The following is a 22,123-nucleotide window of genomic DNA, read 5'->3' as shown; positions in this document are numbered from 1 at the left end:
GGTAATTGTTTAGTCTCCCAGACAAATCCCTAAACCGCGGGCCGTTTTAACCAGAGTACCATCGAAGTCTACAGGTCTGTATTTGGCGATCGCATCTTCCAGAGGAACGCTCACAACTTCCCGCTTTTGCCAAGATACCATGCAGTCGTATTTCTCTTCGGCAATTAAATCAACTGCTGCGACGCCAAAAGCAGAAGCAATTAATCTTTCTAGCGATGAAGGAGTTCCTCCGCGTTGAATATGTCCCAAAACGGTGACGCGAGTTTCTGCACCGCTGCAGTCCGAAATTGTATCAGCTAAATACTGACCGATTCCGCCTAATCGACTTTGACCTAAGCGATTTGTGTGCATTACTAACTCGCCTTCTTCAGTGCGAACTGCCTCCGCTACTATAATTAAACTGTAGTTTTTTCCCCGGTCTTGGCGTTCTTGGATTTGGGCGCAGATTTTGGAAATTTGGTAAGGGATTTCGGGAATCAGAATTATATCAGCTCCCCCAGAAATTCCGGCACTGATCGCAATATGTCCAGCGTCGCGTCCCATGACTTCAACAATCATAACGCGACTGTGACTGGCTGCAGTAAAATGCAAGCGATCGAGTGCTTCAGTGGCAATATTGACAGCAGTATCAAAACCGATGGAACGCTCGGTAATTCCGACATCATTATCTATTGTTTTAGGAATAGCAACTAAATTCAAATTGCCGTGTTGAGCAATCTTCCTGAGAATGGCGAGACTGCCGTCGCCACCAATGCCAATTAAGGCATCCAGACCTAGTTGATGATAGCCTTCGATAATGTCGTCAGAACGATCGCGTAGAGTCCCATCCGGCATCGGAAAAGCAAAAGGGTCGCCCTTATTTGTCGTGCCTAGCATCGTACCGCCAATGGTGAGCCACGAGTCTACTTTCTCAATATCCAAGGGAATTGCTTCAGGGGGACGACTCATCAATCCGTTGGTGGCTTGACGAATCCCCATCACTTTCCAATTGTAAGTTCCCGTTGCGCGGTGGACAACGGCTCGAATAACTGCGTTTAAGCCTGCACAGTCACCTCCGCTGGTGAGAATACCGATACATTTTTGTTCTCCCATAATTAATGCCCGACTTTTGTTCTTCAGAACATGAGTTGATATTTTTAGATCCCGATCGTCCAATCCTGATTTTCGACGTAAATAGGTAGGCGAAAATAAACTTTACTCTGTTACAGAATGTAAAGCTATCATAACTTTTGTGATTGCTTTGATAAGATATCGCTCTTATGGGGAGCGTTTCACTCGTTTTTGACTACTTATGTATTTTCAAGCTTCCTCGATTTAATTGAGTGCGTCATCTCTGACGCATTCCACAAGTTCGATCGCCAACTAAGTAGCATCGCCAATCACCGTCTCCAACAAAACATCAATTTTACTTGGGATTGAGGCGTTTAGAAACTTGGTTAATTATACCGCTGAGAATAGCACCCCCCATAAGAATTCCGAGGGCGGGATTAAATACGGGCTGCCAGAGACTGTACCACAAATCAAAACCGAGATTCACGCCAGTCGATCGACCTGCTACTGCGATCACAAACCACCCAAAAATGGCAAAGACGAAAAACACATCAGCTACTAAAAACAAGTTGAGCAAGTTAAGAAATTTATCTTTCATTGTCGAGGGTTCCTTTTGAGTGTATATGTGTCAAGTTTTGGCAAGCGGTTGGTAATGGAGCGGATTGATAGCTGCAACTGGCGATCGAATAAAGATAAAATATCATTCAATTGTTTTCGCGCACAGGCTGTCAAAATATGGTTCGCTATACACTTCCTCAAAGCCCCGAAATTATTTTAACTGTCAAAGGGAAAGATTCAGCCAAAGCCCGCGAAGAAGCGATGGATCGGCTGATGGAACTCATGGATGAGGGCAAGCTGCCTACGGAACTCGTGGAGGGATTTGGGCCCAAGCAGTTTGTTGAAGTTAAGGATATCGAAGATGCTGCGTCGGAAGGCGAGGACGCAATTACTGAAGCCGTGCAGATTTTGAGCAATTTGGCAAGTCTCAAATTGAAAGTCATGGAATCCCGCGAAGAAGCACTCAAAATCCGGGCGGCGATCGACATTTTGTTTACCGATGAGGCTGTGACTGCCGAGGAAATTGGTCGTTTGAAAGATGGTTTCAAGGTTCTCAAAAACTTCGCTCAAGCTAATGTCCGCTATCGAGAAGCTAGAAGTAAAGCCGAAGAAGCACGGGCAATTCTCGACGAAGCTTTGCAATCTGTCGAACCGGAAAACAAGGCGCCGAAATCCGCGAAATAGTAGCAGGTTAAGTTAAAACCTATTTCGGTCATTGCGATCCGAAGGGAAGCAATCGCCGAGGTTTGCGATTGCTTCGTTTCTTTATTCGGACATACCATAACTCTGCTGCAAGACATAATATTAACTTTATCCACATTGAAATCAGGAAAAAATTGTGAGCCAACAACAAACAGGAATTCTCAGGAACTCGATGTCAGGCAGCTTGCTGCTGGCTAAACAGTTAGGTTTTCAACCCAAAACTGTGATTGATGTCGGCGCGGCATTGGGAACTTTTAACCTTTACGAAACTTTCCCCGATTCGCGACATTTGCTAATTGAGCCGATCGCCGAAAATGAACCTTATCTCGCCAAAATTTGCCGCAAGCTCAAAAGTGCAGAATACATTATTGCAGCAGCGACCAAAGAATCGGGAGTTTTCACCCTCAACGTCAGTCCCGGTATGGTGCATTCTTCAATTTCTGAAAACCGCGCTACTGACAGCAGCGATCCTTATGTGAGAAACATACCAGCAATTACCCTGGATGGAATATGCAGGGAAAGAAATTTGGCAGGCCCGTATTTAATTAAAGTTGATGTAGACGGACAGGAATTAGATGTTTTAGCAGGAGCAACTGAGATTTTGCAGCAGACTGAATATGTAATTGTAGAAGTTACTTTGTTCGGTCAGATGTATGATGTAATGAGTTTTATGAAGTCCCAAGGCTTCGCAGCTTACGATATTGTTGATTTGTCATATCGCCCGATTGATAAAGCTTTGTGGCAAGTTGACATGGCTTTTGTGAAGGAATCCGGTCACTTCCGAAGAGAGAGGGGTTACGCGACAGGAGAGCAGGATATCGAAGCACTTAACTCGCATCTCAAAGCTTATCGGGAAAGTTTAATCCAATACATTGACACTCATTACAGCGGCCCAGTAGAGCCGACACCACAGGTCACTCAATCTGTTGTGGGCGAAGATTATGTCATCATTTAACTCAAGTTGCTTCCATCGGATACTAAATTCGGGTCGCACTTCGTACTTGAGTTAATTAATGCTCAACATCTAAAAAACTGGTTTTCTAAATGCTGCTATTGCCGTCTATAAGCTTGCAATCTGCTGTAAATTGGCTTTCATATCATTTCCGGTTACGCCGGAATGATGTTGACTATTGACGGTTGACTGTTGACTGCTGACTGTGGACTGTTGACGCCGTGAACAGTCAACCGTCAACAGTGAACTCGAATTTACTATTCCGATGCTAACGGATTTGATATAAAGGCACTGCTTTTACTTGGCATCAAGCTGTCCAGGAAGAATCCCCCGTCAAGCTACGTTGTGACGGGGGAGTGTCAACTACCACAATTAATCCCAAGGCGCTTTTGTTGTGAATCGTTGAGTTGCTGGCGGCCTAAGCTGTCAACCCTCAACCAGTGGAGGCGGTCAATTCTATTTCTTTAGCCCAAGGTATTGCTGCCAAAATATAGTAGATGTTATCTCCTGGGCAGCACTTTTCCATTTTTCCCTTACGGATGACCATTCATTACTACCTTCAGCAGCAACTTTAAACCACCTAGTCAAAAGGTTAGTACCAGCTACTTTATCTACCTCATCTTGGTTGTTATAGCTTTTACTAAGCTTTACAATGCTCATGTGAAAGCTTTCTGGGTCAGTGTTTTTGATAAAATCGGGGCCTTTTAGATAGTCTTCAAAAGCTTTTACAACCATCTCTACATGATTGTAATCAAATTTTGCTAAAGCCTGAAGTATTACTTTTGTCAAATGCTCAACCGCAGCCATATATTCTGGAGAATAATGGATGGAATAAGCTATTAAATCATTGCGGATATAATAATAATTTTCCCAATTTACATTTTTGGCTGCCGCTGGTTGATGCCACACCGCCATTGATGGAAAAGCTACAATGTTATTGCCCAACTCTTTTATTCTTAAGCCAAACTCTACATCATCTATTTTGATAAATAAAGGCAGCGGTAGTTTAGTTTGTTCAACAAGTTCCTTAGAAAAAGAGAAAAACCAAAATCCGCCATAATCTACATCTTCTTCCTTGAGCAACCTGTTGAGAGAATTAGAATCTCGTAAATCGATATTATAATTTAAAGCAATTAATGCCCCAGGCCCAAATCCTCTAGTTTTAGAATAGGCGTTGTACGATGCTCCTGCTTCATACAACATATACTTTTTTTGTAAATTTAGCAGTCCACCCGCTACAGCAAAATCAGAATTGGCGTATTCATACAAAGGAAATAATTTATAAATACATTCACTTTCTAACTCTATATCGTCATCCATAAGCAAAAAGTGAGAATATTTTTCTTCCTCTAAAGCTTCGACCAACCCTCTGGTAAAGCCCCCGCTTCCACCAGCATTTATATTAGGAACTAGCCTCAGTTTTTGCTTTCCGAAATCAGCTTCATCTAAAGTTCTACCATTATCAACCACGAATACTTTAAAGTCCTTGGTTTCTAGTAATTCATCTTGAAAAATTGCACTTAATGTATTTTGTATGAAGTCCTCTTTTTTAAAGGTACAAATTACAATCCCCAAGGATGCTTCTCTAGTTTTACTTTGATCGGTTGCTATCCATGCCCCTTTAAATGCACCCTGTTCACTAGAACAAGTTATTTCAAAATATATTCTGCCCGCTTTTTTACCTTGAAGGAGATTTATTGGTGAGATTTTTACAGGGTCAGAGAATTGACATTTCTCAAAGCTCTCTTCAGAAATTATTTCTTTGTTTTTTTGTCCATCAAATTCTCGGTAAACAGAAACTTTAAAATCGCCTTCAAGTTTCAGCACATAGTAGATAGAGCTAAGAGTTGTATATTGAGTATAAAATCTCTCATAAAACGAATTAAAGTAAGAATTTGAGGAGACAACACCACCCCGAGATAAAACAACTTTTTTGTCATCTTCCTGGTAGTTTATAGAGGCAGATTCATTACACCGTATATATACATCCAAGGTTTCGGCTGATTTTGGTAGCTTAATTCCAGCTAATATATTCATGTAATATCTCCCTCTTCTTGTAGTAAACTTAGGTATTTTATTTGACTGATTTTAAACAGTCTTAGCTTAAGAGTAATTTGTGGATAGGTTCTAGTACCTCCTCCTTTAGGCATAACTCCTATGACATTTTTTTAAGTCGTGGATAAAGGGATTGATATCGAAACCAAGCCTCTTCTAGGATTGGATCAACTGATTGGGGAGTGGCAGCAAGCATTGGTGTGGCTGCCAGTTTGATAGTGTCATTAGCATCGGCGTATACGCCAATTCCGATACCCGCCAGTAGAGCAGCACCACGCGCGGAAGCCGCAGCAACTGTAGTTGCATAGAGGGGTATTCTCAATACATCGGTCAGTAATTGTTTCCAAGGCATTTCTGCAGTTCCACCGCCTGCTAAACGCAGTTCTGTCGCCTTAAAACCTGTTGCTTCAAGTGCCTCAAAACCTTGTCGCAACGCAAAAGCAACTCCCTCTAAAGCTGCCCGCATCAGGTGCGCCTGTGTGTGATGAAGTCCCAGCCCCACCCATGCCCCGCGTACATAGGGGTCAAGGTGTGGAGTTCGCTCACCCGTGAGGTAGGGCAAAAATGTCAACCCTTCACATCCTGGGGTAACAGAAAACGCTTTAGTATAGACTTCCTGCCAGCTCAAACCGAGGATACCTCGCACCCATTCAAGCGCTAACCCAGCATTTTGCATTGCTGCAAGGGCGTACCACTGGTTAGGTAGGGCGGTTCGATAGAGATGGGTACGACCATGACGATCGATAATTGGTTGCGATCGAGGTGTAATGATTTGAGCACCTGTGCCGATCGTTAGTTGAACCAATCCAGGCTCTAGTAGTCCGTTACCAAGTGCCGCCGCTGCGGTATCCGCAGCACCAGCGATAACCGGTAAGCCAACAGGTAAGCCGAGATGCTCTGAAGCAATAGTTGTTAGGTAGCCTGCGATCACACTAGAGGGGATAATTTTTGGTAACCAATCACCACGTAGATTCAGCGCCCCAATTGCTTCTCCAGCCCAGTTGTCCGACACAACATCGTAAAGCAAAGTACCGCTAGCATCAGATGGTTCTGTTGCGACTTCTCCAGTCATCCGTAACCGCAGCCAATCTTTTGGCTGGAGTGCCCAACGCGCTTCGGTGTAGACAGTAGCCTCGTGTTCTCGTAGCCACAACAAAGTCGGGCCCGCCATTCCAGCCGTAACCGGGTTGCCCAAGCGCTCTAGAATAGCTGCATCGAGCGAATGATAAGTGTTAAGCGTGGCACTAGAGCGAGTATCTGCCCAGAGGATAGCAGGACGCAGGGGCTGACCCGACTCCGAAGCTAGAACAACGCCGTGCATTTGTCCTGAAAGTGCGATCGCCTCTACCCCATCAGCGCGATCTCCCACTGCCTTCCTAACAGCCGAGGCAACAGCTAACCACCAATCTTCTGGTTCCGACTCAGCCCATCCAGGGTGGGGTGAATGAACGGGATAAGAGCTTGATGCTTCACCTATAGTGGTTCCGTCTGTCGCTAGGAGCAATGCCTTAGCAGAGCCTGTTCCTAAATCTATACCAAGCAGCATTAGGCTAATCCTCAAATCCTTCAGTGTCTCAGCAAACGGGCGATCGCTTTTACCAATTCTTCAGGTTCAACAGGCTTGGAGATATGCATCTGAAATCCCGCAGCTAAGGCTTGCTGCTGATTGATCTCTCCAGCATAGGCAGTAAGTGCGATCGCAGGAATCGTGCCTCCCTGTTGGGGCGACCACTTTCTAATTTGTCGAATCAAGGCATAACCATCCATCTCTGGCATCCCTATGTCACATAAGAGCAGATCGGGGACAGATTGATTCAGGAGGGCCAACGCCTGTACCCCCGAAGCGGCTGTGGCAACTTGTGCGCCGGATTGCATCAGGGTGAATGCTGCCAACTCCCGCATATCTGCATCGTCGTCCACAACCAAGACCCGAACACCTGCTAAGTCTGCCGCACTTTCTGAATGTCTGTCATCAGAAGAGGGTTCCGGCTCTACGATGTTTAACGGTAGCCGGATGGTAAATGTAGCCCCTAAGTTCTGTCCTAAGCTGTCTGCTTGAACGGTTCCTCCATGCAGTTCGGTAAAATGACGGACGATCGCCAGCCCTAATCCCAATCCGCCGAATTGTCGGGTTATTGTACCATCTTCTTGACGGAAATAGTCAAACACATGGGGTAAGAAGTCTCGTTTGATGCCTTTTCCAGTATCTTTGACTTGAATCTGAGCGTACATACCAACCTGTTCTAGTTGCACGTCGATGCGTCCTCCGGTTGGGGTGAACTTGACAGCGTTGGAGAGGAGGTTCCAGACTACTTGTTGGAGGCGATTGCTATCGCCTGAAACCGTTCCTGAAATAGGATTAAATGTGGTCTGGATTTGAATGTGTTTGGCTTCGGCTGCCAATCGTACCGTTTCTAGGGCAGCCTCAATCATTGCCGCTAGATTCACAGGAGCGACGTTTAACGTCATTTTTCCTTGCAGAATGCGGGAAACATCCAACAAGTCCTCAATTAATTGCGCTTGCAGCTTGGCGTTGCGTTCGATCGTTTCCAGGGCTTGCTGGGTTTTTGTGGCATCGAGTCGCCCACCTCGTAGCAATTTTGTCCAGCCCAGAATCGGATTGAGGGGCGATCGCAACTCGTGGGACAATACGGCTAAAAATTCGTCTTTAATTCGGTTAGCGGCTTCTGCTTTTGTGCGATCGCGTTGAGCCGCCCGGTACAACTGAGCATTGTCGATCGCCAAAGAAGCACGACGAGCCAATTCCTCTGCCTGTTCCAAATCTGTCGGGGTGTAGTGTCGTTTTGATTCGGCGGAGATAAAGGAAATGACCCCTAGAATTCGTGCCTGAGTTCGTAGTGGCACCGTCATTACCGATTTGAATCCAACCTGCCGCAGAATCTCTAAATGCTCTGGGTCACGGGCTGCCTGTACTAACAGTTCATCGGGAATCTCCGGCACCAAATCAGATTCCCCAGTTCGCAAGGTCAATGCAGCACCGCGAGGGTCATCGGGGTTCAGCGGATATTTGTCTCTCATCTGATATGCCCATTCCAGTTTGGCAGGGTTGATGTGAGCAACCGCAATCTGCTCGATCGCACCATCCTCTTCTATCATGTGAACCGTACACCAGTCCGCTAATTTCGGCACTGTAAGCTGCGCGACTCGCTCTAGAGTCGTTTGATAATCGAGTGAGGATGCCAGCACAGCACTCGCCTCAGAGAGAAAGCGTTGGGCAAGCTCTAACCTGACGCGCTCCGTCACATCGACTACATAAACTAAAACCCCTTCGACCTGAGCATTTGAGTTAACAGTCGGAAGATAGTAAACGTTGTAGTAACCGGGACGGCGATCGCTGCGTCCGGGAACATTCACCGCAAAGTTTGGTGAAATAAAGGGATTTCCTGTGGTATAGATGTGATGAAAGACTTCAACTAATTTTGGATCGGATTGACCAAAAAGTTCTGAAATGGAATGTCCTAAGTGTTGCTCGCGGGTTAATCCATTAATTTCTGCTAAGGCTTCGTTGATGGCAATAAATCGCTGCTGTGCATCTAACAGGGCAAGTCCAATCGGAGATGTATTAAAAATAGTTGCCAATTGGTGCTGTGCCGCTTCTGCCTCTGAACGGGCAATGCGTTCGCGATCTAGTAGTTGTTCTCGTTCCTGTTCCGCTTGCTTGCGCTGGGTGATATCAATGACAACTCCGATCGAGTGCTTGGGATGTTCCAGTGCATCATAAGTAAACTGTCCTCTCGCTTCGACCCAGTGAATGGAGCCATCTGGCCAACGCAGGCGATATTCATGGTGATACTCCTTCTTGTCAGCTATGCCTTGTTGAAGTTTTGCCTCAGCTTCTGCTAGGTCATCAGGATGAACCCGACTTGCCCAAACCTTATAGGCCGGTTCGCACTCATTCGGTTTTAGCCCTAGTATCGTGAAGTGACCTTCTGACCAGTGCAAGGCATTGGTCTGCATATCCCAGTCCCACGTTCCCATGCGTCCGATTTTCACTGCCAGTTGCAGGTGAGCTTCACTTTCGCGCAATTGCTCTTCTGCCCGCGATCGCTCCACGGCTAGCCAGGTTTTTTGAGCAATTCGCTCCATCAGCACCACCTCTTCCTCCGTCCAGTGGCGAACAGAGGCATGGTGCAACACCAACAATGCAACAAATCGCCCTTCTTTCACTAAGGGAACACACAGGAGAGATTTGGTTTGAATTGCGTCAAAGGTAGCAGTCCCCGCTCCGGCAGTCCGAGGATCGCGATCGACATCATCTACGACAATAGTTTTGCCCTGCTTTAATTCAGCAATGAGTTCAGGGCCAAACGAATCCATGTGATGGCTACCGACGATGCTGATGACACCATTGCAATAGTCGCGATCGACAATGACGTATTCCTGAGTTGGATCAATTTCACCGTAGGTACAGCGAGTGACTTGGAAGTGTTGTCCTGTGGAACAAACCACTTGCCACATAATTTCCTTGGGGTCTTGAATGGCACGAATCGCCTCATTCAATTCGATCAGAAATTGTTGCTGTCTTTCCTTGTGCTGAAGTTCTGCCAGTAATTCCTCAATCTGTTGCCTTGCCCGCACCTGGGCTGTCACTTCAATGTTATAAATCAACACACCCTGAATGGTTCCCTCAGCATCCCGGCAAGCAGCAAAGATGCAGTGGAAAAATGCTTCTTCCAACACCCCATCGCCGTTCCGATCCCAGTAAGTAGGTGACTCCTCCCGAATAAATGTTTCTCCTGTCCGGTAAACCTGTTCCAATGCTTCAAAGTAAATTTGCCCCTCTATCTCCGGGAAAACATCCCGTATTGATTTCCCAATAATGCCTGGAGTGCGTCCAGTCCCTTGCAGGTAGCTGGGATTGGCAAATTCATACACAAGATCGGCACCTTTAACAATGGCAATCATGGCAGGCAATTGCATCAGGATGTCATGCAACCGCTTGCGTTCGGTTTCGGCTTCGAGTCGGGCAGTTTGTTCTCGTTTTAAAAGGCGATCGCGTTCTGCTTCGATCAGTTTGCGTTCTGTAATATCAACCGAAACGCCTATCATGCGAACTCCTTGCCCCGTCTCATCCCGATAGACTTGCCCCTGACTGTTGAGCCAGCGCACAACGCCGTCTGGACAAATTACCCGATACTCCGGTGCGTAGGGCTGTTCTCCAGCCAATGCCCCTACCGTCGCTTGGAGCACCTGTTGTCGATCGTCTGGATGAATGAGCGCAACAAACTCTTCTCCCGTCCCTTCATAAAGACCCCAAACGTCTAGAGCATTAGCAGAACACACCACTCGATTGCTCTGCAAATCCATATCCCAGACAAACATCTGAGCCGCTGTCAGTGACAATCGCAAGCGTTCTTCGCTCTCTCGTAATGCCTGTTCAACTTGTTTGTAATCGGTCACATCACGAGTAATCCCCAGTACCGTTTCTACGGAGCCATCAGGAGCAAATTCAGGGACAATATGCGACTGATACCATCGAATACCATAAGAAGTCGGAAAATTAAATTCAATCGCCTGTTCGGAGCCGGTTTCAAACACTTGCTGCAAACTCTCCTGCCAAACGCGATAGTTGTCTTCTGGCATTCCTAGCTCAGCATTAGTCTTGCCAATAAAGCGATCGGCTGGAATGCCGGTTGCTTTTTCTACAGAAGGACTGACATAAAGGTGACGAAATTCTGAATCGATTCGAGTAATAATATCCGGGGCATTTTCAGCCACCATTTTGAACTGTTCCTCTCGCTGCTGCAGTTCTAATTCCAAGCGCTTGCGCTCTGTTAAGTCGATTAAGAAGCCTACACCTAAATTCTTGGCTCCTCCTAAATAGGCAGTCCCAATTAAAACAGGAACTCGGCGACCATCTTTACGAATGTATTCTTTCTCAAACGGGGCATGGCGACCAACTTGTTTCATCTGTGCCTTTGCTTGCTCGTCTAAGTGCCGAAACTCTAGTGGAGTAATCTCCAGGAAGTTTACCTCTCCCGATAAAACTTCTTCTCGCGTGTAGCCTAAAGTTGCTAACCAAGCATCGTTGACTTCCAGAATATTGCCTTGAAAGTCGCCAATAATAATGCCAATGAGATTTGCCTCCAATAATCCTCGTAGGCGTGATTCACTCTCGCGTAAGGCTTGCTCTATACGTTGGCGTTCGCTCACGTCTTGGAAGACAACAACGGCTGCAACAATCTGCCCCTGGTTATCTAAAATCGGTGCTGAGTTGACGTTAATGAAAATGCGGCTACCATCATTTCGATGAATTTCTATCTCTTCGTTGGTAACGACTTCACCTGTTTTTAGCGATCGCACCAATGGATACTCCTGAGGGGCATAGAGGTGACCATCTAAGTGAAAGATTTCATTTGGAATAAGGGGTGCATAGTCCTCAACAGCAAGCAACTGTTCGTAGCCATACCCAACAATTTGCTTGGTTTGTTCGTTCGCCAGAACTAATTTACCGGATGCCGCATCGGCAATCATGACTCCAGCAGGCATTTGTCGCAAAACGGCTTCAAATTGGGCGCGTTCAATTTCCAGCTCGTGCAACAACCGTTCTCGTTCTGCCTCCGCTTGCTTGCGATCGCTCACATCTCGAAAATAAACCGCTACACCCTCCGCAGAGGGATAGGCATTCGCCTCTAACCAACGCTGAACCGGCTCCCCAAATTCTTCCCAGGAAACAGGAACCTGTTCGATCGCTGCCCGATGTAGTTCCCGATAGGCAATTCCACCGACCAACTCAGGAAAAACCTCGTTCCAAACGTGCTTTCCCACTAACTCTTCTGGCGTTTTGTGCAGGATTTTAGCCGCCGCCCGATTCACGTAGGTGTAGCGCCAGTCGCGATCGAAGGCGACAAAAGCATCCGTAATGCTTTCAAGAATCGTTGCTACCTTGCCCTCAGTTTCTTGGGCAGGGAACAACTGTTCGCCTTCAAGAGTGCGAGCAAAGCGTTCAATGACTTCAGAGCGAGAAATTCCTCGCCTGTGAGCCTCTTTATCAAGCGATCGCCATGCTGTATTAGTCAGAGATACGCTCACTCGTTGTTTCATCTCCGAGTTCCAATTGCTAAGAAACTTGCCTGTGGCGTCGCGCTTCATGAAAATTCATCCGTATACATACACGGTCTTCTCCATTGAACCTGAGTTACTCGCTGAGAAGAATCCGCCTTAAGATAGATGCTTTGGCGAGAGGGAAGATAGGAAAGAATGACCTCAATAAATATTGCGGTGTACAGGCTGCTGAATTTCCCTTTGCACTCGTAGACATAGAGCTGGGCTAGACGGGAGAACCCCACGGCTTTAACGTAGTGCAGCCGTGGCAGTGTCAAATAAGTTTCCTCAGCGATGCGGATGGTGCCTACGAGAATCGGGCTAGCGTTCCTTTAGCACCGAACTCATGCAAACTACGCAACTGGTCACCAACAGCCTCGACGAAACGTGGCGACTCTACTAAATCTCCAAAAATTTCAGTGAGGCTGAGTAATGGTCTGGGATCTAATTCACTCAAACTGGCGCGTTGAGTGAGGATGTCTGCTAATGGGTCATCAATGGGAATAGGTTGCCCTTGTTTATCATGACTATTGATGTATCGACACCAAGCAGCAATCGTCAAACTTAGGTAATCGATCGCACCTTCAAGTTGTAATTTATCGCGGATCGATCCCAAAACAAACTTAGGAATTTTGGCCGATCCATTCAGGCACAGGCGCGGAAGCTGATCGCGAATTTTGGGATTGGAAAACCGTTCTATTAAAGTTTTTTTATAATCGTCTAAATCAATCCCAGGAACGGGTTGGAGTGTTGGTGTCACCTCATCCATCAGGTTAGCGACTGCTTGCACAAATAAGGGATCGGCCATGACTTCATAAACGTAGTTATAACCTGCCAGAGAGCCGAGATAGCCAATCAGCATATGGCTGGCATTGAGCAGGCGAATTTTCATCATTTCATAGGGATGAACATCCTTAGTCATCTGTACGCCAAGGGATTCCCAATCGGGTCTGCCTGCACAAAAGGTATCTTCGATTACCCACTGGGTGAAAGGCTCCGCGACGCATGGAAACGCATCATCAATACCAAACTGTTGGGCCACCATTTGGATATCTGCTGGGGTTGTCAGCGGAGTAATGCGATCGACCATGCAGTTTGGAAACGCAACGTGTTCAGCAATCCAACGTCCTAACTCCCGATCGCCCATTTCGGCAAATGTTGTTAGCATTTTCCGCACCATGTTGCCGTTGCCCTGGATATTGTCGCAGGACAACACTGTAAACGGTGCCAACCCCTGTTTACGCCGCTTATCGAGTGCGGCTGTCAAAAAACCGTAGGTCCCAATTGGTTGGTCAGGATGTTGCAAATCGTGCTGCATCGTCGGGTGGTTTACATCGAAATTGCCACTTCCTTCAATGTAGTAGTAGCCGCTTTCAGTGATCGTTAGAGTAACGATTCGGCATTTGGGATCTGCTAATGTTTCAATAACTGCTTGACGATTGTCTGGCGCAAACAGGTATCGAGTGATTGAACCAATGATCCGAGCGCGATCTCCTTCTAGAGATCGCTCAACTAAGGTATACAAACAATCTTGGGACAGAAGCGCATCCCGCATTCGCCTGTCATAGTCATTGTCAAGCAATCCAACACCACAGATTCCCCAGTCACTACCAGGATTCTGATGCAAATAATCATCGAGATAAAGCGCTTGGTGCGAGCGATGAAATCCACCAACCCCAATATGCACAATGCCATTAGTAATTTGATGGCGATCGTAATTCGGTACGCGCACGTTTCCAGGTAAAAGAGACAGGGATGCTTGATTCAGCTTCATTGTTGAGCCTGTGTTGGTATTGCTGTTCATCTTAATCTATGGCCTTGTGTTGACATCCACCCCGACTTAAAAGTACGGGGATTCCCAATCGTCACCGATTAGGTTTCTGCTTCGTAGCACCTGCCTTCGGAGATTTACTCTCTTGGGGTCTTATGGTTGCTCCACAGACTGACACGGCTAGCCCAGCCGCCAAAATATTTTTTGCTGCATTGATATCGCGGTCATGCTTTGTCCCGCACTTAGGACATTTCCATTCCCGAATATTCAACGGCAATTTATCTACAATTTGACCGCAGTTTCCACAACGTTTAGAACTAGGAAACCAGCGGTCTATTTTTATAAGCTCTCGCCCGTACCACTCACACTTGTAACTTAGTTGGCGAATTAACTCACCCCAACTAGCGTCGCTGATAGCAAGAGCTAATTTATGGTTCTTCACCATATTATTAATAGCCAAATCCTCAACTACAATCGTTTGGTTTTCACGAACCAGTTGAGTCGTTAGCTTGTGCAGGAAATCTTTACGCACATCAGCTATCTGTGCGTGGACTTTAGCCACTTGCACCCGCGCTTTTCCTCGATTATTGCTTCCTTTCTGTTTACGAGCTAAAGCTTTTTGCTTCCTTTTTAACTTCTTGCGAAGCTTCTTGAAATGCTTGGGATTGACAATCTTGTTGCCGTCGCTAGTGGCAATCAGACTGCTGATTCCCACATCCAAACCTATAGTTTTATCTATTTTTGGAAGCGGTTTAATCGTGTAGTCGTCTACAACTATGGAGACATACCAGCGCCCAGCGGGTGTTAATTTTACCGTAATAGTAGACGGGATACAGCCTACGGGAATTTGTTTGCTCCAGCGAATAGGTAGCGGCTCATTACACTTAGCCAGAAATACCTGTCCGTTTTTCCAACGGAAAGCGGACTTGGTAAATTCAGCGCTACCGCCGTTGTGCTTTTTCTTGAAATTAGGATATTTAGCTCGTCCCCCAAAGAAATTGGTAAAAGCTGTTTGAAGGTGTCTGAGCCCCTGCTGAAGAGGTACGCAACTAACTTCGTTCAGGAAATCAAGCTCCTCCTCTTTCTTCCAATTCGTCAGCATTGAGGAAGTTTCTCTGTAGCCAACTCTCTCTTGACGCTCGTACCAAGATTCTGTACGAAAAGCTAAAGCCTTGTTGTACACTAGCCGCGCACAACCCATTGTCCGTCGCAAGAGATTTTCTTGCTCGGCGGTGGGATAGAAGCGATAGCGGTAGGCTTTTTCCATCATCACACTCTAACACGTCTTCTGTGATATGGTTGATCTTTCTTGTCTTGTGTCTTTTTGTAAAGCCGTCCTATAAGGACGGGGTTTCCACCCATTTTTTTTGATGAAAAGACAACCCAGATCCCCGACTTCTTTGTTGAAACTCTGATTGCCCTGAACCAATTTGATTCAGAAATCCGGGTTCTGCCGGGAAGCATAATAAAGTTCGGTACATCAACTCATAGTGTTCGGTAAACCCCTATGGTTCAAAACGTTGTGATTATTGGAGCGGGCCCGGCTGGACTGCTACTGGCGCATTATTTATTGCGTCGTGGCAACTACCATATTGATATCTATGAACGCCGTCCCGATCCTCGGTTGACTGATGTTTCTGGAAACCGCACATTTCCGCTCTCGCTTCAGGAACGGGGCAGAAAAGCAATTCGAGCAATTGTTGGGTTAGAGGAGGCGATCGCCGCTCAAAGTGTGTTCTGTCATGGGACGATTATTTATCAGAAAAAGGGCAAATCCCGACGGATTCCTCGCGAAAATCCGGTTCTCACAATAGATCGCAATCGCCTCGTGACGATTATGTTGAAGCAATTAACCGAAACCTTTAGTCCGAATCAGCTTCAAGTACATTTCAACTGTGAATGTACGGCTGTGGATGGTACGGCTAAAACCGTGATGTTGAAACCTTCAGAAGGAGATAGCTTTACCGTTCACTACGATCTATTGGTGGGTGCCGATGGGGCGCGATCGCAAATTCGAGACTATTTAGTCGAGAATGCAAGCTTGCCGTGTTCGCAAAACTATGTTCCGGATGCCTATAAATCTGTGTTTTTAAGGCGGCTCACTCCGAGTGCGGGAGTGGAGTTAGAACCGAATAAAATCCATACCTGGAATTTGAATAATAAAACCCGGATGTTGATGGTACCCCAGCCAGGAGACCAATTGAATGGCGTGATTGTTTTTGATGCACAGACTAATCCCCTAGAAGGATTATCAACGAAAGAAGAAGTCAAAGCATTTTTTCTGGAAAATTTCCCGCTGTTTGGTAAGTTGATGTCGTTGGAAGAAGCGGAGGCGTTGCTGAAGCGTCCGGTGGCGAGGGTGCTAACTGTACGCTGCGATCGCTTTCATGAGGCCGATAGTGTTTTGCTGATTGGCGATGCTGCTCATGCGGTATCTCCCTCGATTGGTCAGGGGTGTAATTCTTCATTAGAGGATGTGCTGATTTTGGGACAATTGTTGGAGCAGTATGGGGATGATTGGGGGAAGGTTTTGCCGCAGTTTTCACAGCAGCGAGTCCCGGATGCCCATGCCTTGCAAGAGTTATCAAATTATTCGTTTCCTCGCACGAAGTTGTTGCTGGCTGAGTTTTTCTTGCGGTTGACGATAGGAAGGCTATTTCATCGATTGTTTCCCCGTTTAGTTAAGCCGTCTGTGTTTGATTTGGTGTTAGATACGGACTTGTCTTATTCGCAGGTGTTGAGTCTGAGCCAAGGTTGGATTCATAAGGTGAAGCGTTCGATGACCCAGAATTCTTGATATTCAGCAACGCCATTTTTCACCATCCTAACTAAGGGCATCAAGCCTAGGCGTGATGCTCTGTGTCCTTACACTGGGGTTGCTGATAATAGACCGATAATATCGTCCATCCGCTCGATATAACTTGAATGCCACCACTTCACCCGCAGGAACCTTCAGGTTAATGTTGCCCAGAACCTTAAACTCGCCCTTGCCATCGGGCAACGGAAAACTCTTACTAACCTGCTCAACGGCGATCGGTACATCATTCGTGACTCGTGCGGTTGTCATATCTGTTATATCGATTCCGGTTGCACCGGAATCATTGTTGACTGTTGACTGTTGACTGTACAGCCAGAGCCTACGCTGCACGCTACAGTGCTTAAGAGCGTACCGCTTCGTTACAGCAAGGGCGCAGATCCTACGAGCGATCGCCCAGCCCATGTGCGGGCAGGTGCCAGTCTCACTTGGTTTGGCGATCGGCTGTTGACGCGGTGACAATGCCTCTGGAACTTTGAGGGTAAAAGCATTGAAGCCCCTGAACCTCAAAAAAGATAGCGGATTATTGAGAGGTTTATTCACTCCTAAGATCGTCCGACAGATCCTTGAACCTGATTCTCTACGATCGCCACTCTCTTTTCTGGAGTCACGCCAGCGAAGATCCTTTCGCTTGGTTACTCAACTCAAAACCTTGACGCAGCCTTGCTTTCAACCTGCTTGTCACCCGGTCAAGATCGGCTGGCGTTGATTCAAGAGGCTCCCAATTTCCTCTTATAGCCTTGGAAGACTCAAATTCATCTGCCTTAGGTATTGGATTTTTTATTGATATAGATTATCATCAGTGCTGTTGAGCTAAATTGCTGGCACTACCAGGGGTCAATTAGGAGAAGTGGATGAATTTTTCAGCAATACGTGAACAATTTTTGGCAGGCGGTATTGTCATGTGGCCGCTGCTGCTTTGTTCAATTCTATCGGTAACGCTGGCGAGCGAACGCGCCATATTCTGGATCAGAATTTACAGACGACAAAAGCAAGTTGCTCATGATGTTTTGCGGTTCTATCAACTCAATAACATGGTGAGTGCGATCGATAAGCTCAAGCAGAATGTTGACTTACCAATCGCCCGCATTTTCCTCAGCACGTTGCAGCTTGAAGAGGCGACACCTGAAGAATTTATTCTAGCGCTCGAAACCGAGGGAAAAATCGAAATCCCGCTACTGAAGCGGTTCAATCATATTTTTGACACGATCGTTGCGCTAGCACCATTGCTCGGTCTTCAAGGCACAGTATTTGGGCTAATGACCACATTTGCCTCAATTAATATTGGCAACCTTGCAGCGACAAATAAATCGGGTTTGACCGCAGGCATTAGCGAAGACTTGATTGCCACTTCTGCCGGATTGCTAGTGGGCATTATCACTCTGACATTTTCCAGCATTTACCGGGGCTTATATGAGCGCGAAGTTGGTCGAATTGAAGAATATGGAGGGCAGCTAGAACTGCTCTATCGTCGTCATTATCGAACTGCACAAAAAGAGTATGAACCTACCAAAAGAGCCTAAAATTCCTCCACAAATTAATATTGTGCCGCTGATTGATGTGGTGTTCTCGCTGCTCACATTTTTCATTCTCTCTAGCTTGTTCTTAAGCAGCCCTGAAGGACTGCCTGTGAATTTGCCCAAAGCGACTGCGAGCCAGCCGACACAGACAACGAACCGAGTCACCATCACGATTGATTCAAAAGGACAAGTCAGTATCGATCGTCAGCCGACAACGGTAGAGGCTTTGCCCGCACAACTGACCGCCTTAGCTGCTACTCGTCCAGACCTGATTGCCGTGATTAACTCTGACGAAACCGTTGATTTTGGCTTGGCTGTAGCCGTTATGGATCGGGTGCGACAGGTTAAAGGAGTTAAACTAGGCATTGCGACTCGCAGACCCCAATGACCTGTGAGCCTAAAAAGCTCTGTGAACTACCACGTTTCATTTGTACGAAATAGAAGCGTGGCGTCCAACTTCGCCAAGGCTGGATTCATAAGGTGAAGCGTTCGATGGCCCAGAATGCTTGATATTCAGCAACGCCATTTTTCACCATCCTAATTAAGGGCATCAAGCGATCGCCGGATGCTCTGTGTCTTTAGACTGGGGTTGCTGATAATAGACCGATTAGATCGTCCATCCGCTCGATAACTTGGTGGGCACCAGCCGACTGAAGACCCTCTGCACGGCTGCTTCGTTCATCCTCGCTTATATGAGTTCCCCCTACATAACCGATAATCTGCCCAATTCCAGCGGCAACCGCAGCCCTTACCCCACTGACAGAATCTTCAATTGCCACGCAACCCGAAACTTCTGCGTCCAGACACTTGACTGCATGTAGGTAGATGTCAGGAAGCGGTTTGGGACGCGGAACAGGGAGAGAGTCGTGAGCGCTAAATACCTGCTCGCTTGGGAAAAAGTCGGTCAGGGCAGCAGCACTAAGGCAAGCACTCAGCCGCTGCAAGCTGCTGTTACTTACAAGTGCATATTCAAATCCGTCGTCGCGCAGGGAAGACAGCACTTGGGGCGTTCCGACCGTCGCTTTTGCCTCTACAGTAAGCCGTTCGATCGCTCTCTTTTCTTCTTCAGCCACTAACCTGTCAATATCGCGCTCATTAAGACTGGTTAATGAGTCGGGGTAGATCTTTTTGAGTATTTCCCTGTAGGGTTTCCCGGCGAAGCTTTTAACAAAGTCCTCAAGTTCATAGTGTTGAGCGCCAGGGAACTCACGAGCCACTTCATTTGTCAGCCTCCAGGCGCTCTTAAGTGCTATGGTTTCACTGTCAACGACAGTTCCGTCATGATCGAAAAGCACCACCAAATCATGCTGAAGCGCTTTCATTTAAAAGACCTCCCTCACTGTAATTTTTAAGCGTAGTCAATAGTCCGTGGGTCTGGAGATCTCGCAAAGCTTGTTGGCATTCATTATCTACGACCTCTGTCTGTTCGCAATTCTCCAATCCCAGAATCCCGCTAATCACTGCGCCTTCTTGAATCGCTGTAATTGCGCTTTGGGTATCCTTGGCCTGATAGGGTTGACCCGACTCGCACGCCTCTTCTCTGACTGCAAGAAGCCACGCCGCAACGGGAAGTATAATCCGCTTCATGCTGACCTTTCGGCTATAAGCATCCTGAAGTATCGGAAATATATACTTGCCTACTTTCCTACAGGTTTCTGAAGAGATTCTCTCAGTAGTATCGGGAAGAGCCTCGTTACAGAGCCTTAGTAATACCTGCTCCATATATTGTTCGCACATCTCGCGAGGCACTGGTGTTGCTGCTGCGATATCGTCCATCAGAAGCCGAGTAAACAACTGGAATTCCGGTACCGCGATCGCCTCGTGCATATACTCTATACCTGCTCTTACAGCTAAACAGGCTATGAAGGAGTGTACTGCATTCAAGAATCTCGACTTCATATAGAGGAAGGGAGTGATGTCGCTAGTCATAATCACCCCCGTCTCTTCCCACTTGGGTCGATCGCCTGTGAAGTTGTCTTCCACGACAAACTGCCAAAATGGTTCCGTTACAATGGGTGCGCGATCGCGAACTTGCAACAGTCGGTTGGGGTAGTTATAGTCGGATTCTTGCTCTTGAGGCACAATCCTGTCTACAACCGAATTAGGGAACGTGGCGTTATCCCTGATGTATTCTGCAAGCTGGGGATCGATCTCTTCAGCGTAAGCTAGCACTGCTTTTCGCAGGATCTCCCCGTTTCTTGGGAGGTTGTCGCAAGAAAGGGTGGTGAACGGAGTCATTGAGCGATCGCGTCGTCGGCGTAGCGCCTCTACTATAAAGCCAATTGCAGTTGTTGGAGTGGAAGGATTTCGCAGATCGTGCGCGATGTCTTCATTCGCTGTGTCGAGATTAAAATTCTTGTCTAGATGGTAGCCTCCTTGAGTAATAGTAAGAGTCACCAGATGCACAGAGGGAGACGCCATCTTTTCAAGCACATACTCGCACTTCTCTCTACCATTAACTATTTCCCTGATAGAACCTATAACTTCCGCTTCCTCACGATTTTGAGCGCAACTAGAGTGTTTGGTCAAAGTGTAAAGGAATCTCTGGGGTTTCAACCTAGTAATGGTCTGTTGACTCTTGAGGCTAACCCCACAAATCCCCCATCTCTGCTCTTGGAAACCCTTCTGTGCAAGATAGTTATGTATTATGTAGGCAAGGTGACCCCTAAAAAAACGACCTGGCCCGAAATGGACGATACCAGTCTTAAGCGCCCTCCTGTCGTAAAGAGACTGTTGCCTCCACAAACCAGTTACAGTACTGAAGCGAGAAGTTGAAGAAACACTGGGCGGTCTGAGTAAGTTAACCATGATACTTCTTAAATAAGTGTGATCGGGTAAAAGGAAAATTTGTCAGTCTGGGTATACCCAATGACCTACAAGCAACACAAATGTCTTAAACTGCGAAAATGTCGGGTAACCTTTGTGCCATCTACAAAGAAGCGTATTACCAGATGGTAGTTAGGGTGTGACACATAGAGCAGAGAAAGAAAAAATCAGGTAAACCTAATTAAGAATCAAAGCTCAATTGGTCATTAACCTGAAGTAAGGCACAAGACTGCGCCACCTACTGCAACTTTGTTCAACTTGGGCAAGTGCGTAAGCCGAATGTATGTCTTATAAGGCGCAAAAAGAGTGCTTTTTATTCTGGCTTTAGATTCCCCCATAACTCTGTAGACTTTGATGTTATTTCCCTTGGTCGCTGCTCTCCTCCTTTTTCAGGAGAATCTACAAACAATTCTTTATAGGTACTTATAACAACAGGGTAATTAGGGTCTGACAGGTAGAACAGAGAAAGAAGAAATCAGGTAAACTTAATTAATTAAGAATCAAAGCTCAATTTGTCATTAACCTGAAGTAAGGCACAAGACTACGCCACATACTGCCACTTTGTTTAGCTTGGACAAGTGGATAAGTCGAATGTCTTTCCTAAAAGGCGCTAGACTGCTTTTAAATTATGCCCTTAGATTACCTAATAGCTCTGTACACCTTGTATATTATTGGCGTTGGTCGCTGCTATCATCTGTCTTCAGGAGAATATACAAATAATTCTTTAGAGGGACTTATAATCACAATCAAGTGTATACTTGGCTACAACCAGTTAAGTTAGAGTTTGGCGTTTGTGTAGCAAGCGTCCA

15 protein-coding genes are annotated in these 22,123 nt (G+C 46.5%); 5 read left to right on the top strand and 10 right to left on the bottom strand.

Features of this window, described 5'->3' with window-relative positions:
• Positions 1–9: 9 nt before the first annotated feature.
• Positions 10–1,092 (bottom strand): ATP-dependent 6-phosphofructokinase, encoded by a 1,083-nt coding sequence (locus QUB33_RS16515; RefSeq protein ID WP_333351655.1) that lies wholly within the window; start codon positions 1,090–1,092, stop codon positions 10–12.
• Positions 1,093–1,405: 313 nt separating this feature from the next.
• Entirely contained in the window at positions 1,406–1,648 is a 243-nt protein-coding gene (locus tag QUB33_RS16510) for a hypothetical protein (RefSeq protein ID WP_333140736.1), read from the bottom strand.
• 137 nt (positions 1,649–1,785) lie between these two features.
• Between QUB33_RS16510 and QUB33_RS16505 the strand changes: the two genes are divergently transcribed.
• Entirely contained in the window at positions 1,786–2,292 is a 507-nt protein-coding gene (locus tag QUB33_RS16505) for a hypothetical protein (RefSeq protein WP_333351654.1), read from the top strand.
• Between the two features lie 154 nt (positions 2,293–2,446).
• Complete coding sequence (locus QUB33_RS16500) at positions 2,447–3,265, top strand: FkbM family methyltransferase (RefSeq protein WP_333351653.1); 819 nt, start codon at positions 2,447–2,449, stop codon at positions 3,263–3,265.
• Between the two features lie 453 nt (positions 3,266–3,718).
• Here QUB33_RS16500 and QUB33_RS16495 read toward each other — a convergent pair whose 3' ends face one another.
• The 5 genes from QUB33_RS16495 to QUB33_RS16475 all read right to left on the bottom strand — a co-directional run bounded on the left by QUB33_RS16495 (position 3,719) and on the right by QUB33_RS16475 (position 15,420).
• Complete coding sequence (locus QUB33_RS16495) at positions 3,719–5,299, bottom strand: glycosyltransferase (RefSeq protein WP_333351652.1); 1,581 nt, start codon at positions 5,297–5,299, stop codon at positions 3,719–3,721.
• Between the two features lie 118 nt (positions 5,300–5,417).
• A complete protein-coding gene (gene xylB / locus QUB33_RS16490; protein ID WP_333351651.1) occupies positions 5,418–6,863 on the bottom strand; it encodes a xylulokinase in 1,446 nt (481 codons plus the stop codon).
• 20 nt (positions 6,864–6,883) lie between these two features.
• The gene (locus QUB33_RS16485) at positions 6,884–12,430 is read right to left on the bottom strand and encodes a PAS domain S-box protein (protein ID WP_333351650.1); all 5,547 of its coding nucleotides are present in this window, start codon (positions 12,428–12,430) and stop codon (positions 6,884–6,886) included.
• Positions 12,431–12,689: 259 nt separating this feature from the next.
• Positions 12,690–14,186 (bottom strand): mannitol dehydrogenase family protein, encoded by a 1,497-nt coding sequence (locus tag QUB33_RS16480; RefSeq protein WP_333351649.1) that lies wholly within the window; start codon positions 14,184–14,186, stop codon positions 12,690–12,692.
• A 61-nt stretch (positions 14,187–14,247) separates the two neighbouring features.
• A complete protein-coding gene (locus QUB33_RS16475; protein WP_333351668.1) occupies positions 14,248–15,420 on the bottom strand; it encodes an RNA-guided endonuclease TnpB family protein in 1,173 nt (390 codons plus the stop codon).
• Between the two features lie 240 nt (positions 15,421–15,660).
• Here QUB33_RS16475 and QUB33_RS16470 point away from each other — a divergent pair, with 240 nt between their 5' ends.
• Positions 15,661–16,950 carry an NAD(P)/FAD-dependent oxidoreductase gene (locus tag QUB33_RS16470; RefSeq protein WP_333351648.1) on the top strand — a complete coding sequence of 430 codons (1,290 nt, stop codon included), beginning with the start codon at positions 15,661–15,663 and terminating at the stop codon, positions 16,948–16,950.
• A gap of 27 nt (positions 16,951–16,977) precedes the next feature.
• Here the strand turns inward: QUB33_RS16470 and QUB33_RS16465 are convergent, their stop codons facing one another.
• Positions 16,978–17,511 carry a hypothetical protein gene (locus QUB33_RS16465; RefSeq protein WP_333351647.1) on the bottom strand — a complete coding sequence of 178 codons (534 nt, stop codon included), beginning with the start codon at positions 17,509–17,511 and terminating at the stop codon, positions 16,978–16,980.
• A gap of 311 nt (positions 17,512–17,822) precedes the next feature.
• Here QUB33_RS16465 and QUB33_RS16460 point away from each other — a divergent pair, with 311 nt between their 5' ends.
• A complete protein-coding gene (locus QUB33_RS16460) occupies positions 17,823–18,491 on the top strand; it encodes a MotA/TolQ/ExbB proton channel family protein (protein ID WP_333351646.1) in 669 nt (222 codons plus the stop codon).
• Positions 18,469–18,876: a biopolymer transporter ExbD gene (locus QUB33_RS16455; RefSeq protein WP_333351645.1), complete on the top strand. Its 408-nt coding sequence runs from the start codon at positions 18,469–18,471 to the stop codon at positions 18,874–18,876. The genes QUB33_RS16460 and QUB33_RS16455 overlap by 23 nt, the downstream gene beginning before the upstream one ends.
• Before the next feature lie 190 nt (positions 18,877–19,066).
• Here the strand turns inward: QUB33_RS16455 and QUB33_RS16450 are convergent, their stop codons facing one another.
• The gene (locus tag QUB33_RS16450) at positions 19,067–19,783 is read right to left on the bottom strand and encodes an HAD family phosphatase (protein WP_333351644.1); all 717 of its coding nucleotides are present in this window, start codon (positions 19,781–19,783) and stop codon (positions 19,067–19,069) included.
• Positions 19,784–19,790: 7 nt separating this feature from the next.
• Complete coding sequence (locus QUB33_RS16445; RefSeq protein ID WP_333351643.1) at positions 19,791–21,296, bottom strand: mannitol dehydrogenase family protein; 1,506 nt, start codon at positions 21,294–21,296, stop codon at positions 19,791–19,793.
• Positions 21,297–22,123 lie beyond the last annotated feature (827 nt).

Origin of the sequence: Microcoleus sp. B3-A4, assembly GCF_036705385.1 — a bacterium.
Lineage (GTDB): Bacteria > Cyanobacteriota > Cyanobacteriia > Cyanobacteriales > Microcoleaceae > Microcoleus.
Note: the sequence above shows the minus strand (reverse complement) of the source record. Positions and strands in the feature narration are given on the sequence as shown.

Excerpts from the sequence above, each read along its gene's own strand:
- QUB33_RS16515 (WP_333351655.1), bottom strand. The coding sequence starts at position 1,092 with ATGGGAGAACAAAAATGTATCGGTATTCTCACCAGCGGAGGTGACTGT.
- QUB33_RS16510 (WP_333140736.1), bottom strand. The coding sequence starts at position 1,648 with ATGAAAGATAAATTTCTTAACTTGCTCAACTTGTTTTTAGTAGCTGAT.
- QUB33_RS16505 (WP_333351654.1), top strand. The coding sequence starts at position 1,786 with ATGGTTCGCTATACACTTCCTCAAAGCCCCGAAATTATTTTAACTGTC.
- QUB33_RS16495 (WP_333351652.1), bottom strand. The coding sequence starts at position 5,299 with ATGAATATATTAGCTGGAATTAAGCTACCAAAATCAGCCGAAACCTTG.
- xylB (WP_333351651.1), bottom strand. The coding sequence starts at position 6,863 with ATGCTGCTTGGTATAGATTTAGGAACAGGCTCTGCTAAGGCATTGCTC.
- QUB33_RS16485 (WP_333351650.1), bottom strand. The coding sequence starts at position 12,430 with ATGAAGCGCGACGCCACAGGCAAGTTTCTTAGCAATTGGAACTCGGAG.
- QUB33_RS16480 (WP_333351649.1), bottom strand. The coding sequence starts at position 14,186 with ATGAACAGCAATACCAACACAGGCTCAACAATGAAGCTGAATCAAGCA.
- QUB33_RS16475 (WP_333351668.1), bottom strand. The coding sequence starts at position 15,420 with ATGGAAAAAGCCTACCGCTATCGCTTCTATCCCACCGCCGAGCAAGAA.
- QUB33_RS16470 (WP_333351648.1), top strand. The coding sequence starts at position 15,661 with ATGGTTCAAAACGTTGTGATTATTGGAGCGGGCCCGGCTGGACTGCTA.
- QUB33_RS16460 (WP_333351646.1), top strand. The coding sequence starts at position 17,823 with ATGAATTTTTCAGCAATACGTGAACAATTTTTGGCAGGCGGTATTGTC.
- QUB33_RS16455 (WP_333351645.1), top strand. The coding sequence starts at position 18,469 with ATGAACCTACCAAAAGAGCCTAAAATTCCTCCACAAATTAATATTGTG.
- QUB33_RS16445 (WP_333351643.1), bottom strand. The coding sequence starts at position 21,296 with ATGGTTAACTTACTCAGACCGCCCAGTGTTTCTTCAACTTCTCGCTTC.